Origin of the sequence: Roseobacter insulae (assembly GCF_019375555.1) — a bacterium.
Classification (GTDB): Bacteria; Pseudomonadota; Alphaproteobacteria; order Rhodobacterales; family Rhodobacteraceae; genus Roseobacter; species Roseobacter insulae.
This window is the reverse complement of the sequence record NZ_JAHXDN010000002.1, coordinates 230,407-246,886: the sequence shown is the minus strand read 5'-3', so window position 1 is coordinate 246,886 and position 16,480 is coordinate 230,407. Positions and strand designations below refer to the sequence as shown.

13 protein-coding genes are annotated in these 16,480 nt (G+C 62.2%); 8 read left to right on the top strand and 5 right to left on the bottom strand.

Annotated elements, in window-relative coordinates:
• Position 1: 1 nt before the first annotated feature.
• Complete coding sequence (hutC, locus tag KX928_RS07340) at positions 2-700, bottom strand: histidine utilization transcriptional repressor HutC (protein ID WP_308342259.1); 699 nt, start codon at positions 698-700, stop codon at positions 2-4.
• Positions 697-2,061 (bottom strand): formimidoylglutamate deiminase, encoded by a 1,365-nt coding sequence (locus tag KX928_RS07335; protein ID WP_257883623.1) that lies wholly within the window; start codon positions 2,059-2,061, stop codon positions 697-699. The genes hutC and KX928_RS07335 overlap by 4 nt, the downstream gene beginning before the upstream one ends.
• A gap of 105 nt (positions 2,062-2,166) precedes the next feature.
• On the opposite strand from KX928_RS07335, the gene hutI reads away from it, so the two are divergent.
• From hutI to hutU, 4 genes are read left to right on the top strand one after another with little or no spacing between them, the layout of a single operon-like run.
• Entirely contained in the window at positions 2,167-3,339 is a 1,173-nt protein-coding gene (gene hutI, locus KX928_RS07330; protein WP_373274796.1) for an imidazolonepropionase, read from the top strand.
• Positions 3,336-4,901, top strand: coding sequence for a histidine ammonia-lyase (gene hutH, locus KX928_RS07325; RefSeq protein ID WP_219500579.1), 1,566 nt, complete (start codon positions 3,336-3,338; stop codon positions 4,899-4,901). The genes hutI and hutH overlap by 4 nt, the downstream gene beginning before the upstream one ends.
• A complete protein-coding gene (gene hutG, locus KX928_RS07320) occupies positions 4,891-5,673 on the top strand; it encodes an N-formylglutamate deformylase (RefSeq protein ID WP_219500577.1) in 783 nt (260 codons plus the stop codon). Before hutH ends, hutG begins: the two co-directional genes overlap by 11 nt.
• Positions 5,670-7,334: a urocanate hydratase gene (gene hutU, locus KX928_RS07315; protein ID WP_219500575.1), complete on the top strand. Its 1,665-nt coding sequence runs from the start codon at positions 5,670-5,672 to the stop codon at positions 7,332-7,334. The genes hutG and hutU overlap by 4 nt, the downstream gene beginning before the upstream one ends.
• Before the next feature lie 3 nt (positions 7,335-7,337).
• On the opposite strand, the gene KX928_RS07310 is transcribed toward hutU, so the two are convergent.
• Both KX928_RS07310 and KX928_RS07305 read right to left on the bottom strand, forming a co-directional pair.
• A complete protein-coding gene (locus KX928_RS07310; RefSeq protein WP_219500573.1) occupies positions 7,338-8,603 on the bottom strand; it encodes a tetratricopeptide repeat protein in 1,266 nt (421 codons plus the stop codon).
• A gap of 72 nt (positions 8,604-8,675) precedes the next feature.
• Positions 8,676-10,037 (bottom strand): MATE family efflux transporter, encoded by a 1,362-nt coding sequence (locus KX928_RS07305; RefSeq protein ID WP_219500571.1) that lies wholly within the window; start codon positions 10,035-10,037, stop codon positions 8,676-8,678.
• A 281-nt stretch (positions 10,038-10,318) separates the two neighbouring features.
• Here KX928_RS07305 and KX928_RS07300 point away from each other — a divergent pair, with 281 nt between their 5' ends.
• Positions 10,319-11,602: an alpha/beta hydrolase family protein gene (locus tag KX928_RS07300; RefSeq protein WP_219500568.1), complete on the top strand. Its 1,284-nt coding sequence runs from the start codon at positions 10,319-10,321 to the stop codon at positions 11,600-11,602.
• A gap of 205 nt (positions 11,603-11,807) precedes the next feature.
• Entirely contained in the window at positions 11,808-12,500 is a 693-nt protein-coding gene (locus KX928_RS07295; protein WP_257883622.1) for a VPLPA-CTERM sorting domain-containing protein, read from the top strand.
• A 61-nt stretch (positions 12,501-12,561) separates the two neighbouring features.
• On the opposite strand, the gene KX928_RS07290 is transcribed toward KX928_RS07295, so the two are convergent.
• Positions 12,562-13,170, bottom strand: coding sequence for a carboxymuconolactone decarboxylase family protein (locus KX928_RS07290; protein ID WP_219500566.1), 609 nt, complete (start codon positions 13,168-13,170; stop codon positions 12,562-12,564).
• Positions 13,171-13,892: 722 nt separating this feature from the next.
• On the opposite strand from KX928_RS07290, the gene parE reads away from it, so the two are divergent.
• Together parE and KX928_RS07280 are read left to right on the top strand one after the other, a co-directional pair.
• On the top strand, positions 13,893-15,851 hold the full coding sequence (parE, locus tag KX928_RS07285) for a DNA topoisomerase IV subunit B (protein WP_219500564.1): 1,959 nt from the start codon (positions 13,893-13,895) through the stop codon (positions 15,849-15,851).
• Positions 15,844-16,359, top strand: a complete 516-nt coding sequence (locus KX928_RS07280) for a super-infection exclusion protein B (RefSeq protein ID WP_219500562.1) — start codon at positions 15,844-15,846, stop codon at positions 16,357-16,359. Before parE ends, KX928_RS07280 begins: the two co-directional genes overlap by 8 nt.
• Positions 16,360-16,480 lie beyond the last annotated feature (121 nt).

Here is a 16,480-nt window from a genome sequence, read left to right as displayed (position 1 = left end):
GTCAGATTTCAGTCTGCATCCGGTAACCGGGCGCAAAACTCAGCCGCACAAAGGTGACAGAACGGGTCTCGACCCACGTGGTGCGCTCGGTCACGAACAGCGGATGCCCGACCTGCGTGTGCAGAATGTCGGCCATGTCGGGGGTGGCGGCCTGCGCAGAAAAGGCAATATCGGCCCGCGAAAACGGGGCATGCTGCAGCAGCCACTCGTTTGCGCTGACCGTGAGAAAATCCTGAGCGGCCGCCGCGGGCACCGTTGCGAGGTTGATCCAACGGTCCTCTGCCACGAAGGGAACATCGTCCTGCAGGTGCCGGGCGACAAGATGCAGGAATGCGCCACGCGCGCTGTTCATCTGCGATGCAACCTTGGGCGGCGGAGCGACGGCGTGTCTGGACAGCAGTTGGTAGCCGTAGGTGTGCCCCGCGTCCTCGACCTGTTGCCGGATCATCGGAATTTCAAGCGTTGCGCGCCGGACCGGGTGCAGGGCCACCCGCGTGCCGGCCTTGCGGCGTCGTTCCAGCAGGCCCGCGTCCGACAAGGCCCTGAGCGCGCGATTGACCGTAACGCGCGCACAGCCCAGTTCTTCGGCCAGATCGGCCTCGTTCGGGATCATTTCACCCGGTTTCCAGATGCGGGTCTGTAGCCGGCGCAATACCTCCTCACGAACCGCCTGCCAGCTGTTGATCGCCGGGGTGGTCACAATGCGCCCCGCAGCGTGGCGAGGGTATCGATATACCGGCTGCGGATCTGCTCGTGACGAATGTGCCGACCGTCCCGCACCAGATGTCGTCCGGCGGACCATACCTCCCGCACCATGCGCCGATCACCGGCAAAGATGAAACTGTCGAGGAGAGTATCCCCCGTGCGCCCGGCCAGATCCGGTGCCTGTCCATCCAGTGCCAGCAGATCGGCCCACGCCCCCGCTTGCAGCCCCCCCGGACCACGCCCGGCCGCCCGTGCCCCACCGGAGACAACCGCATCGAAGATGACCCGCCCGGTGGAATGGTCGCGGGTGGCCAGTATCGCCCTGCCACGATCGCGCAGCCGTTGCGAGTATTCCAGGGTGCGCAGCTCTTCGACCAGTGAAATCCGGATGTTGCTGTCAGATCCCACGGCAAGCGCGCCACCCGCCGCCTGCCAGCCGACCCCCTCGAAAACTCCGTCCCCCAGACTGCTCTCGGTGATCGGACACACGCCCGCAACCGCGCCCGTTGCGGCCAGACGCACGGTTTCCCGCGGGGTCATCTGAGTACAGTGGATCAGGCACCACTGTGCGGTGACATCGACAGTCTCCAACAACCATTCCGTCGGGCGCGCGCCCCGGGCCGCCTGCACCTCTTCCACCTCCGCAAGCTGTTCGGCCAGATGCATGTGGATCGGACCGTCACCCGCTAGGGCTGCGAGCCCGCCTAGATCGCGGCCTGCCACGGCGCGCAGCGAATGCGGAGCCACGCCCATCACCGCATCGCCGGGCAATGCTGCAAGGGCCTCGCGCGCGTCCTGCCAAAGCCGTTCGAAACGGTCCCGGTCATTACCAAACCGGACCTGCCCGGCCCCCAACGCACGTTTGTCACAGCCGCCATACTGATAATGCACCGGCAACAGGGTCAGACCGATACCGCTGAGCTTCGCGGCCTCGACAATCTGCCGGGACATTTCCGCCAGGGCGTCATAGGGCACGCCGCCCGGCTGATGGTGCAGATAGTGAAATTCGGCTGAGGTGCCGAAGCCCGCCTCCAGCATTTCCATCTGCACGAAGGCGGTGATTGCCGCCACATCCTCGGGTGTGAGCTGATCGAGAAACCGGAACATCAACTGCCGCCATGTCCAGAAGCTGTCACGTGGATCAGGGCCGCGCCGCTCCGACAGCCCGGCCATTGCACGCTGAAACGCGTGGCTGTGCGCATTCGCCGGCGCGGGCAGCAATATGTCAACGCAGGTTCCCTGCGCAGGCTGGTCCGGCTTGACCGTCGCGATGCGTCCGTCGGTGGCAACTTCCACAAGCACGTCCTGCGCCCAACCCCGCGGCGTCAGCGCATGTTTCGACCAGATCACTGACAAGGGTCCCTCCATCTTGACAGAATTATGTATGCACATAATAATCCGATCACCGCTTTCCGCAAGAGGTTCCTGCGCATGATTCTGTCCAATATGGCTCTCGTGGCGATGACCGACGGGGCAGCTTTACTGCCGGATGCGGTTGTTGTGATCCGTGACGCACGGATCGCCTGGACCGGTCCGCGTACTGAACTGCCGGTTGCCTACCACGCCGACGAACACACCGATCTGGGCGGGCGTCTGGTCACGCCGGGGCTGATCGACTGTCACACCCACGTTGTTTTTGGCGGCAATCGCGCGGCGGAGTTCGAAATGCGTCTGGAAGGCGCCAGTTACGAAGAGATCGCACGCGCCGGTGGCGGCATCATGTCGACAGTGAGCGCCACGCGGGACACCTCGCAGGACGCGCTTGTCGAAAACGCCCTGCCCCGCGTCGACGCCATGATCGCCGAAGGTGTAACCCTGCTGGAGATCAAATCGGGCTACGGTCTCGACCGGGACACGGAACTGCGGATGCTGCGTGCTGCCCGCGCCCTTGGCGTGCAGCGCCGGGTTGCCGTGCACACCAGCTTTCTGGGCGCACATGCCATTCCGCCCGAATACGCTGGCAACGCGGACGCCTATATTGACGAGATCTGCATCCCGACGCTGCAAGCGGCCCATGCGGAGGGTCTGGTCGATGCCGTTGATGGGTTCTGCGAAGGCATCGCCTTCGATACCTCCCAGATCGCACGCGTGTTCGACGCCGCCCATACGCTCGGCCTGCCGATCAGACTGCACGCCGAACAGCTGTCCCATCAGGGGGGCGTCGCGCTGGCCGCAGCACACGGCGCCCTGTCGGCAGATCACCTCGAATATGCAACCGAAAAGGACGCCAAGGCGATGGCCGCCGCGGGCATGGTGGCGGTGATCCTGCCCGGCGCGTTCTACACGTTGCGTGAAACCAGAATGCCGCCCATCGACGCCCTGCGTGCCGCTGGCGTTCCAATGGCGATCAGCACTGACTGCAACCCCGGATCCTCCCCGATGACATCCCTGCTGCTGGCAATGAACATGGGGTGCACTCTGTTCCGGATGACCCCCGCCGAGGCACTTGCCGGTGTCACGAACCATGCGGCACGCGCCCTTGGGGTTGCGGATGCAGGGCAGATCGCAGCGGGAATGCGCGCGGACCTGGCAATCTGGGATGTAACGCATCCGGCAGAACTGTCGTACCGGATCGGGTTCAACCCGCTTTACGCCCGCGTCTTCGCAGGTACTTTGGAAAGGCAGCACGAGTGACACGCACCCTGCTTCCCGGGGCAACGACCCTCAGCGATTTACAGGCGGTCTGGGCCGGGTCCTGCGCGGTTGTCCTGCCGGACAGCGCGCGTGCCGGTATCGACGCTGCCGCGGCACTTGTTGCCCGCGCAGCCCAAGGTGATGCGGCCGTCTACGGCGTCAACACCGGTTTTGGCAAACTCGCCAACATCAAGATCGCCGCCACCGATACGGCCAGCCTGCAGCGCAACCTCGTCCTGTCCCATTGCTGCGGTGTCGGCGCGCCCCTCGAAGCGGACACAACGCGTCTGATGATGGCGCTCAAACTTCTGTCACTGGGGCGTGGAGCCTCCGGCGTGCGGTGGGAAACCGTTGCACTTATTCAGGACCTGCTGGCCACGGGCGTCACCCCGGTTGTGCCGGTCCAGGGGTCCGTTGGCGCGTCCGGTGATCTGGCCCCGCTGGCGCATATGGCCGCTGTTCTGATCGGCGCGGGAGAGGCCTTTTTCGGCGGCGAACGGATGGCTGGTGCCAAGGCCCTCGCCGCTGCGGGCCTGCGACCTGTGACGCTGGACGCCAAGGAAGGCCTCGCGCTGATCAACGGCACCCAGTTCTCGACCGCCTGCGCGCTGGCCAGCCTGTTTGACGCCTGGCAGAATGCCACCGCAAGTATCGTCACCGCAGCGCTCTCGACCGATGCAATCATGGGGTCGACCGCTCCGCTGATGCCCGAAATACACCACTTGCGCGGCCATGCCGGACAGATCGCGGTGGCCAGCGCCCAACGCGCGTTGATGCAGGGATCCGAAATTCGCGACAGTCACCGCGACGGTGACACCCGCGTTCAGGACCCTTATTGCATCCGCTGCCAGCCGCAGGTGACGGGGGCAGCGCTTGATCTGCTGCGCATGGCCGCCACCACGCTGGAAACCGAGGCAAACGCGGTCACCGACAATCCGCTGGTGCTTGTGGATACGGCCCACCCCGAGGGAGGTCAGATCGTTTCAGGGGGCAATTTTCACGCCGAACCCGTGGCCTTTGCCGCCGACCAGATCGCCGTCGCACTGGCCGAGATCGGCGCGATTTCCCAGCGACGGGTCGCGCTGATGGTCGATCCTACGCTCAGTTTCGATCTGCCGCCCTTTCTGACGCCCGATCCGGGCCTTAACTCAGGCCTGATGATCGCCGAAGTCACCACGGCGGCGCTGATGAGCGAAAACAAGCATCTGGCCAATCCCTGTGCGACCGACAGCACGCCCACCTCGGCCAATCAGGAAGACCACGTCAGCATGGCGGCGCATGCGGCACGACGTCTGCGCAGGATGAACGCCAACCTGAGCGTGATCCTTGGTGTCGAAGCAATTTGCGCCGCTCAGGGTATCGCGTTCCGCGCGCCACTTAAAACCAGCGACACCCTGCAACAGATCATTGCGCGCCTGCGCCACCGGATTGCGCCTGTTGATCAGGATCGGTACCTCGCCCCCGATCTCGACGTGGCGGCGCGCATGATATCTGGTGGAGAGCTGACGCAAGGCCTTGATCTGCCGTCCCTTTATACGGGGAGAACGCCTGATGCCGGTTGATGTCACGCTTGGCGACAGCCCCCTGATCCTCGCCATTCCGCATGCCGGTACCGACCTCGTGGACAGCCTTCGGAACCGGCTGAACGGCTCCGGACAGGCGCTCAAGGACACTGATTGGCATGTCGATCGCCTGTACCGGGACCTGGTCGCGGATACCACGACGGTCCGGGCGCGTGTCCATCGCTACGCGTCGGATGCGAACCGGGACCCTTCGGGCGCCAGCCTGTATCCCGGTCAGAACACCACCGGCCTGATCCCGATGACAGATTTCGACGGCAAGGAAATCTGGAACCTGCCACCCACCACGCGGGAGCAATCCACCTGGTGCGCTGCTTTTCATACGCCCTATCACGCGGCACTGGCGGCGCAGATTGCCCGGGTGCGGGCGCAGCACGGTTTTGCCATTCTCTACGACTGCCATTCGATCCGCTCCGAAATCCCGCATCTTTTCGACGGCACACTGCCTGATCTGAACATCGGCACCTTCATGGGCGCGTCTTGTGATCCGCAACTGGCGGACCATGTTGCGACGCTCTGCCGAAACACCCCGGGCTACAGCACCGTTGTCAACGGGCGCTTCAAAGGCGGCTGGACAACGCGACACTACGGGCGTCCCGCAACAGGCGTGCATGCCCTCCAGATGGAACTGGCACAAAGCACGTATCTGACCGAGGAAGCAGAACCGTGGCTCTACAACCCTGACAAGGCGGCCCCGCTGCGCGCCCTGCTCCGGGACATTCTGACCTATCTGCAAAGCTGGAGGCCCGCATGAGCGATCCGCGCAAAAACACCCGCGACATCTTTCCCGCAACCGGACCGGAGATCACCGCAAAGAGCTGGCTGACGGAAGCGCCGATGCGGATGCTCATGAACAACCTGCACCCCGACGTGGCCGAGAACCCGCATGAACTCGTGGTCTATGGCGGCATCGGTCGCGCGGCACGCACATGGACTGATTTCGACCACATTGTCGCCAGCCTCAAGATACTGGAGGATGATCAGACTCTGCTTGTGCAATCGGGCAAACCGGTCGGTGTCTTTCAGACCCATAAGGACGCGCCACGGGTTCTGATCGCAAACAGCAATCTGGTGCCACACTGGGCCACGTGGGACCATTTCAACGACCTCGACAGGAAAGGACTGGCGATGTACGGCCAGATGACAGCCGGGTCGTGGATCTATATCGGGTCCCAGGGCATCGTGCAGGGAACGTATGAGACCTTCGTCGAGGCAGGCCGCCAGCACTACGATGGCAACCTGACCGGGCGCTGGATACTCACAGCGGGTCTGGGCGGCATGGGGGGCGCGCAACCGCTCGCCGCGGCCATGGCCGGCGCGTGTTGTCTGGCGGTTGAGTGCAATCCAGACAGCATCGATTTTCGGCTACGCACCAATTACTTGGACGAGAAAGCTGAGACATTGGATGAAGCGCTGGCGCGCATCGATGCATGGACCTCCGCGGGGGAGGCAAAATCGATCGGCCTGTTGGGCAATGCCGCTGATATCTTTCCCGAACTGGTGCGGCGCGGGGTCAGACCGGACATCGTCACTGACCAGACCAGCGCGCACGACCCGATCAACGGCTACCTTCCACAGGGCTGGAGCCTGGGCGAATGGAAAGCCAGACGCGAGAGTGATCCAAAGGCGGTTGAGGCGGCGGCACGGGCCAGCATGAAAGTGCATGTGACGGCCATGGTCGATTTCTGGAATGCGGGCGTGCCTACGCTCGATTACGGCAACAACATCCGGCAGATGGCGCTCGAGGAAGGGCTGGAAGATGCCTTTGCCTTCCCCGGTTTCGTGCCCGCTTACATCCGACCGCTGTTTTGCCGTGGCATCGGGCCCTTCCGCTGGTGCGCCCTGTCGGGAGACCCTGAGGATATCTACAAAACAGACAGGAAAGTCAAAGAGCTGATCGACGATCCTCATCTTCATAACTGGCTGGACATGGCGCGGGATCGGATCCGGTTTCAGGGCTTGCCGGCACGCATCTGCTGGGTGGGTCTGGGCCTGCGCCACAAGCTGGGTCTCGCGTTCAACGAGATGGTGCGCACGGGTGAACTGTCGGCCCCGGTGGTGATCGGCCGCGACCATCTGGATTCAGGCTCCGTGGCGTCACCGAACCGCGAAACCGAGGCCATGAAGGACGGCTCGGACGCGGTGAGCGACTGGCCATTGCTCAACGCATTGCTCAATACTGCCAGCGGGGCCACATGGGTATCGCTGCACCACGGGGGCGGTGTCGGCATGGGCTTCAGTCAGCATTCCGGCGTGGTGATCTGTTGCGACGGGACGGAGGATGCTGACCGGCGCCTTGGCCGAGTGCTCTGGAACGACCCGGCCACCGGCGTGATGCGCCACGCGGATGCGGGGTATGAAGACGCCATCGCATGCGCCCGCGAAAACGGGTTGACGCTGCCCGGGATACTTTAGGTATCAGGTATAAGCCTCTGCAATCACAGGACGCCTCATGGCCGCAAGGTCATGGGCGTGGGCCGTTTCGCCCTGCCGCATGAGGCAGGCGAGCAGGCTGTGTTCCACCAGATCGCGCTGTGCACGGCTGCCGCCGATCCGCGCCGTATCGGCCATCGCGCGCTTCAGGTGGCGGGCGGCCTCGCCCCAGTTGGCATGCGCCATCTGCTGAAAGCCCGATGCGATATCGGGCACCAGATCCGCCGCCGGGCCCGCTGGTTGCGAGATGATCCGGGACAGCGCCTCGGCGTCCCCCGCCATCGCATGAGCCACCGCCGCGTGCATGTCGACAAAGGCATTACCGGTCTTTGGAAAAGCCTTAGCGGCAAAGCGGCTGATCGCAGCCCAACGGTCGCGCGGCACCTCCACACCGGCCATCTCCGCCCGGTGGAGCAGCGACGCCGTGTCCACCAGAACGCTCAACGGCGCACCACATTCTGCCGCTTCCGGCGTCACCGCGTCATCAAGCAGTGCCCACATGCCCGCCACGTCGCCGGTCTGCAGCATCCACAGCGCCTGATGCCAGCTCAGGTGACCGTGCATCACACCCGCCCGGCTGTACCCGCGCAGCCAGTCCCTGAGAAAGGTGATGCCATTGGCAACATCGCCTGCCTCGTAGGACACGTGACTTCTGACATGGACGGCATGGGCGTTGTCGGGATTCGTCGCGAGCGATGCGTCGATCATGGCCTCCGCCCGTGCAAGCTGGCCGGTTTCGCACAGCGCAAAGGCATATTGGCTCAAAAACCACCAGTCATCGCCCAGTCCGGGTGCCAGGCGCGACAGGAAGGCCAGCATCTGCGCCTCGCGCCCGGCCTGACCTGAAAACCCGATCAGACCGTAGATCGACGAGCTGGTCTGTGCGACCACCACGTCGCGAGGGTACTGATCCATATGCGCGTAGACTGCCTCCAGCGCCTCGGCGCCCTTGCCGCCGATCATCAGCGACAACATGTGGATCTGCGACGTTTCACGCGCGGTCACGCCGCCAGCCACTTCCCGCGCTGCAGCAATGGCCTGCTGCGCCCCGGCCATATCCCCCACCGTCTGGCGCGCCCTTGCAAGACCCGCGTGGGCCGCTGCAAATCCGGGATCGGCCTCCAGCGCCTGGTGAAAGGGCGCGTCCATGTCGGCCTGCCCGGCCAGAAGCCGGTCGAGCCCCCGCTGGTACATCTGCGCCGCTCGCTCGGAACCGGTGGTCAAAGGATTGTCGTATCGGTCAGTGAACATGGTGCCCCCCGGGAATGCCTCAAATACCGGCCACGCTAGGTCAGCACGCCCCGCGAAACAAGCGGGCGGCGATCATGCGGCAGACTTTAACTTGCGCAAGGCCACGCCCCAGAAGCGGGCGGTCAGCAACAGCCCGGCCAGCCCCAACCCCAGCACCAGCCCCAGCCAAACGCCGATTCCCTCGTATCCCAGCACGAAGCCGAAGAGATAGGAGCAGGGGATGCCGACAACCCAGTAACTCAACGCCGCGCAGATCATCGGCACGCGGGTATCCTGCACCCCGCGCAACAGGCCAAGGGCAATCACCTGCGCCCCGTCGACCAGCTGGAACAGGGCCGCCATCGCCAGAAGCCCGGTGCCGATCAGCAGGATTTCGGCCCGGTGCGGTTCATCCTCCTGCATGAAGATCGAGATCAGCGGCTCGGGCAAGCTGAGGAACGCGATGACCGTCAGGGTGGCCATCACCAGCGACATCATCGTGACCACCCACGCGCCTTTCTCCATATGATCGGAGTCGTGCCGACCATAGGCATTACCTGCCCGGATCGTGGCGACATTGCTCAACCCCATATGCACCATGAAGGTGATGGAGGCGAGCTGGACGGCGATCCCGTGGGCCGCAAGCGGCACGGTGCCCAGCCAGCCCATCATCATCGCGGAGGCCGCGAACAGCCCCACTTCGCTCAGACCGGTCAGGCCGATGGGCCATCCCAGACGAAACACCTTGGCCAGCATCTGCCAGTCCGCCCGCCACAGCCGCTGGAACAACGCATGCTCCGGCAGGACGGCGCGGGCATATATCGTTACGCCGATCAGGGACACCAGTTGGGTCGCCACCGACGCAATGGCCGCCCCGGTGATACCAAGCTCCGGCGCGCCCCAGTTCCCGAAAATCAGAGCATAGTTCACCAACGCGTTCGTAATCGCCCCCAGCACGGTGATCCACAGCACCACCTGCGTCCGCTCAAGCGCGGCAAGGTAGGATTTGAGCACCATCACCAACAACGCCGGCACGATGCCCAGACCGGCCACGCGCAGGTAGCTGCTGGCCATGCCAGCGAGGGCTTCGCTTTGTCCCACGGCGATCAGCAAGGGCTCCGACCAGACCATCACGACAAGCGACAGCAACGCAAAACCAAAGCTCAGCCACAGACCCATACGCGTCGCCCGACGCAGGCCGATCTCGTCGCCTTCCGCGTCGAAAGAGGCGACCATTGGCATCACCGCCCAGGCAAAACCGGAACCAAAGATGAAGAGCACAAAGAAGAAAGTGGAACCAAGCGTCACCGCCGCAAGCGCTTCGACGCTGTACCAGCCCAGCATAACGGTATCGGTCACGCCGATCGCCATCTGCGCCAGGTGCCCGCCAATCAGCGGCAGCCCCAAGGTCACAATCGCCCGACCATGTTCCGGATATGTCATCACTTTGCGCATGCCTGAGCCTTACGCTCAGGGCGCGCCGGGTGGAAGAGGTCTCGCACGTCGAATGCTGAAAAAATATGCAGCAACTCAGGGGCTGGCACGCGGCGCAAATCTGACGAATCCGGAAGACCCCTGAAGCATGCGCCGCAAAATTGCCCCAGCATGTGTAAACATTTGTGCAGACACATAACCACTATTGACACAAATTGCGGCCCATAAGTACTTGAACGGCAGGGAAAACCTGTCACTCTACCATTACGGGAATCTGCGGTTGTCCCGCGCGGAGTAAGTCGATGAACCACAAACGCCCACTGGCGGCCCTGGCAGCTGTATTGGCGGCGCCAGCACTGGCCAACCCGATTGACCTGGTGCGCCCGGACGCGCCCGAACTGGCCGATTATGGCACTTTGCCGATTGGTGTGCGCACGCTGGCGCTGGTCAATCCGGGCCAGATCGACATTGTCAGCACCCAGGACGATGATCAACCCCTGTACGACCGCCCGCTGACTGTGGAAATCTGGTACCCGGCGGCGGATGGCACCCCCCCCGGCGGAACATACGAGGCCACGCTGCGCGACGGCAAGACGAAGGTAACCCTGACGGGCCGTGCGGCGCGCGACGCAGCGCCCGCAACCGGCAACAGCTTTCCACTGATCGTGATCAGCCACGGCTATCCCGGCAACCGCTTCCTGATGTCTCATCTTGGCGAGAACCTTGCCTCAAAGGGATATGTCACCGTGTCCATCGACCACACGGACAGCACGTACTCAGACCAGGAGGTTTTTGGCTCCACCCTTTTCAACCGCCCGATTGACCAGCGCTTCGTTATTGACCAGATGGCCGCGCTGGATGGCGATCTGGCCGGCATCATCGACACGAACGCGGTGGGCGTCATCGGCTATTCCATGGGCGGGTACGGGGCGCTGATCTTTGGCGGCGCGGGTGTCACGCAAGCCGCCACCGAATACAGCTGGGGTACGCCCAACGGCCTGCTGGCCCGCCACCTTGCAGGCTCGGAAAGCCACGAGGCGCTGATCGACCCGCGGGTCCGCGCGCTGATCGCCATTGGCCCGTGGGGCCGAAACGCGGGCTTCTGGGACGCAAACGGCATGGCCGGTCTGCGGGTACCGACCCTGTTCATGGCCGGCGGTTCGGATGACGTCTCGGTCTATGACGCGATCCGCACGATTTTCGAAGAAGCCAACGGCACCGATCGCCACCTGCTGACCTTCGACCATGCCAATCACAATGCCGCGGCCCCCATCCCGGCGCCGATCGAAGCATGGGAACCTGTTGACGAGCTGGATTTCGTCCCCTTCGAACACTACGCAGACGCGGTGTGGGATACGACGCGCATGAACAATATCGCCCAGCATTTCGCGACCGCTTTCATGGATCTGCACCTGAAGGGGGATGTGGGCAAGCGCCCCTATCTCGACCTGATTGAAGATGCGGAAGCGGGTATTCTGGCGCTGGATGAAGAGGCGAACCCGACCGAGGACCACACCTATTGGACGGGCTTCGCGCCCCGGACAGCCAAAGGCCTGCGGTTTGAAACCCTGCTCAAAGGGGAATGACACTCTCCCCGGAGGCCGCGTTTTGATTCGATTTATTCGTGCGGCAATCGTGCCCGAACCGGATGATTGCGCGTGACACGAGAACAATTTTCGCGCACCAATTGAATAAGCGGGAAATTGCCTAAAATTCCTTGAAAACGCGACAGACCGGGCCGTAGTCTCTGATCCTGGGGGGCAAAGTGCTCTTTGCGTAATGAGGAATCCAATGAATAACGTTCTGAAAAAACTGGTACAGACCGGTGCGGCGGCAACAGTCGCCATGGTTGCGATCAGCGGTTCTTCCGCCATGGCAGCAACATACAAATACAAGCTTCTTGACCATCCGGAACGGGCCACGAAAACCCATGAATACGGGCTGCGCGTGGATGCTTATAGCAAATACTTCTCGTTCGAGAACGGCGGCCATGCCATTCTGACCTACAACGACGAAACCTTCGAGGTGTCGATCAAAGGCCAGATGCGCGAAAACGCGGCAGGTGCTGGCAACTTCGTCAGCCCTGGTCTGTGGGATGTGCATTACAGCATCTCCAATGTCTATGATCTGGGCGGTGGCTTCTTCCAGTCGCGAACCGATAAAGGCTCTGCCGACGGAGGATCCGGCGGCAATGGCAGCGGATACATCCAGTACGGTGACAACGCGCCACTGGCGCTCGGCCAGAAAAACGCGGGCAGCATCTATTTCGAACTGGATGATGATGGCCACCGCCTCGCCGACAAGACGGCGATTGTCGGACGTGGCTGGGTCAACCCATGGTTCCAGGGCGTTCAGACAACCAGTACGAACGATTTCCTGTTCACGGCAGAACTGATCCCGACACCGCTACCGGCGGCGGGCTGGCTGTTGCTGGCAGGCTTCGGCGGCCTTGGCGTGATGAAGCGCCGCAGAAAGAAGGCGTAATTTCAGAAGTTATTTCCATAACCAATGAGATTTGAAGAACCCGGCCTCTGGCCGGGTTTTTTCATCTGTGCGCCCAGTCTTCAGGATTATCCGAGTTGCCCGGCGACAGGCCGATGATGTCCCCCTGGGTTGAGCATCCCAAACCCAAGACGGTCCGGTTGGCATATGAAAAATAGCTGACCACCTGATTGATCTCCAGTATCTGGCCATCGTCATAGCCCGCACGCCTTAGAGCGATCACATCGGCCTCGACCATCTCTCCCGGTGACAGGGTCAGCTTTTGCGCATAGCGCAGGGCTTCGATCTGCGGCGGCTCCAGCGGTGCGGCAGCGATGTCTGCACCGGCCAGCGCCGCGCGGATCGCCTCGGCGCGCGGATCGTCCCGCAACAGCCGTTTCATGCCCGTAAAATGGTGGGTCTCGCAATAGGCGCAGTTGTTCAGTCCTGATACCCAGACGCCAAGTACTTCCAGGAACCACTTGGGCAGGGTGTTTCCCGAATGGTGCAGGACATGTTTGTAGATGGCCATGTGGCCTTCCATCGTATGCGGTCGCAGGCTGTGCGCCATCATGATGTTATCGACATTGTTGCCCGGCCCGGCAATGCGCGCGTAAAGCTGGCGCAGCTTGCCGGTGGCCTTGTCGAAAGGAACGGTGGTGATCCAGGTCATTGGAAAAGGACTCCTGCTTTGACAGCGACCCTAATCACCGCCGCCGGGTGATTGAAGGGAATACTTATGTTGCAAGCTCCATCACTAGGCCCGGACCAGGACACATATCCGGGGAGCCTGCGGCTTGGGGCTCGACAGGATTGGCCAGCATGTCGAAGGCTATGCCCTCCGGCTGGAGAACGGCGGCTGCAACCTTCGTTGCCCTCAGCTCTAAGGATCAGGTGACAGCCAGACCGTTACCGTGCAAGCCCACCCGTGAGACACGTTGAACGGACACGTCCTGACCCACCGTGACCCACTCCAGATGTTTCCGGATACCACGCCCGCGCGCCAAGCAGAAATCACTGTCAGGCTGGGGCAGACCGGATAACGACGGGTGCGCCAAAAAGCTGTCTCTGGTCAATCGCAGGCTTTTGCCGCCACAGGGTGTGCTGACATCCACCAATCTGCACGATATTGAAGGGGTCCTGCAAAATCATGCGTGCAAGCACCACAGCACGATGATCGCCGCGTTCGACCTGGCTATCCCCCACCCTGCGAAGGCGATGAGAGAGCTGCGTATGATGGGTATCACCGCCGCTGCGCTTTCCCCCGGCTTGGATGGCATCTGCGATGACAGGAGGTGCGTGGTCTTTTTGGGGCCAAGGTGATCTCCCTCCCTTCCCCCGCTCTGCCTGCTCTGCCATAATCGCGCTCAATCATAATAATGAGGTTCGAGCCCCATGCCCAACGATCTGCTGTCCAACACGGGCGCGCCCGCATACGATGCCGCCTCCATCGAAGTCCTTGAAGGGCTGGAGCCTGTGCGCAAGCGCCCCGGCATGTACATCGGCGGCACCGACGAACGCGCGCTGCATCACCTTGTGGCCGAGGTACTCGACAACTCCATGGACGAGGCCGTCGCGGGCCACGCCAACCGCATCGAGGTGGAACTGCACGAGGATTACGCCGTCACCATCCGCGACAATGGCCGCGGCATCCCCATTGACCCGCACCCCAAGTTCCCCGATAAATCCGCGCTCGAAGTGATCCTCTGCACCCTCCACGCGGGCGGCAAGTTTTCCGGCAAGGCCTACGAGACATCGGGCGGGTTGCACGGCGTCGGTGCCTCCGTGGTCAATGCGCTCAGCGACAGCATGGTTGTGCAGGTGGCCCGCAACAAGGAAATCCACGAGCAGCGCTTCTCGCGCGGCATCCCGCTGGGACCGGTTGAAAAGGTCGGCGCAGCCCCCAATCGTCGCGGCACGACCGTGACCTTCCACGCGGATGCGGAAATCTTCGGCCATCACCGCTTCAAGCCCGCGCGGCTGTTCAAATCCATCCGCTCCAAGGCATATCTTTTCTCCGGCGTCGAAATCCGCTGGAAATCCGCGATCTCGGACGGTGAAACCCCGCAGGAGGCCACCTTCCACTTTCCCGGCGGCCTCTCCGATTACCTGCGCGAAACGCTGGGCACGGCCACCACCTACGCGGATCACCCGTTTTCCGGCACCGTCGACTTCCGCGAAAAGTTCGGCGAACCCGGCAAGGTCGAATGGGCGATCAACTGGACCCCCTCACGAGATGGCTTTATCCAGTCCTACTGCAACACCGTGCCCACGCCCGAAGGCGGGACCCATGTTGCCGGTTTCTGGGCCGCGATCCTCAAGGGCATCAAGGCTTACGGTGAGCTCAGCAACACTAAGAAGGCCGCGCAGATCACCCGCGACGATCTGATCTCGGGCGGCTGCGCGCTGGTCTCCTGTTTCATCCGCGAGCCTGCTTTCGTCGGTCAGACCAAGGACCGTCTTTCCACCGAGGCCGCCCAGAAGATGACCGAAGGCGCTGTGCGCGATCACTTCGACAACTGGCTGGCGGCGGATACCAAATCCGCTGGCGCTATCCTGGATTTCCTCGTGCTGCGGGCCGAGGAACGTCTGCGCCGCCGTCAGGAAAAGGAAACCGCGCGGAAATCCGCGACGAAGAAACTCCGCCTGCCGGGCAAGCTGACCGACTGCACCTCCAAGGACCGCAGCGGCACGGAATTGTTCATCGTCGAGGGCGATTCTGCGGGCGGTTCCGGCAAGGGCGCGCGCAACCGCAACACGCAGGCCCTGCTGCCGCTCAAGGGCAAGATCCTCAACGTGCTGGGCGCGGCCTCGTCCAAACTGGGCTCCAACGCCGAGATCAACGACCTCTGCGAGGCCTTGGGCTGCGGTATGGGCACCAAGTTCAACCTCGACGACCTGCGCTATGACAAGATCATCATCATGACTGATGCCGATGTGGATGGCGCCCATATCGCCGCCCTGCTGATGACCTTCTTCTTCACCCAGATGCGCCCGCTGATCGACGCGGGGCATCTGTATCTCGCCTGTCCGCCGCTCTTCCGCCTCACGCAAGGGGCGCGGCGCGTTTATTGTCTAGACGAGGCGGAAAAAAACGACTGGCTGGAGAGAGGTCTGGGCGGCAAGGGCAAGATCGACGTGAGCCGCTTCAAGGGCCTGGGTGAAATGGACGCCAAGGATCTGAAAGAAACCACCATGGACCCGAAAACCCGCAAATTGATCAGGGTGTCGATTGACGAAGACATGCCGGGTGAAACCGGAGACTTGGTCGAAAGGTTGATGGGCAAAAAGCCCGAACTGCGGTTCCAGTACATTCAGGAAAACGCGAAGTTTGTGGAGGAGTTGGATGTTTGAGGGTTTGCTGACAAGCTTGTCGCAGCTGCGACCGTTGGCTTGGCGGCTGGCACTCGGACTGTTCTTTTTCTCTTGCTTGTTATTGGCTACCCCGCAAAACATTCTAAAATTGCTCAGCCTCGACAGCTTAGTAGAAGCTTTCCGCACTGAAACTGCGTTGACACTATTTTTTTCACTTTCATTTTTGACCGTTGAAGTTTTTGATGTTGCGCAGAAGTATTTCAAAAACAGATACAAAAATTGGGTCTATCGACGCAACGCGCGGCAATTTATTTTGGAACTATCTGGCGACGAAAAAACAGTTTTAAAGAGATTTTTGGAAGACGATCAATCTACAATAATTTTGTCTTATTCAGATGGTACTGCGAACATGCTCGAGGGGAAAAATCTAATAACCCGCTCATCTTCGCTGGGCATACCCGGTGGCGGGGACCGATTTGCATACTCCATTCAACCCGTAGCCCTCCGAATTATTAAGTCCGAACCTACGCTGTTGGAAAGCGGCTAGCAGATAACTGTAATTGCCCGGGGCCGCGCCCGACCTCCCCCCAGGGAGGGCGCACTGCGTGCCCCCTGATGCTCCCGCATCCCTCCGGGCTCAATCCTTCCACTGGAAGGATTGCAAGACG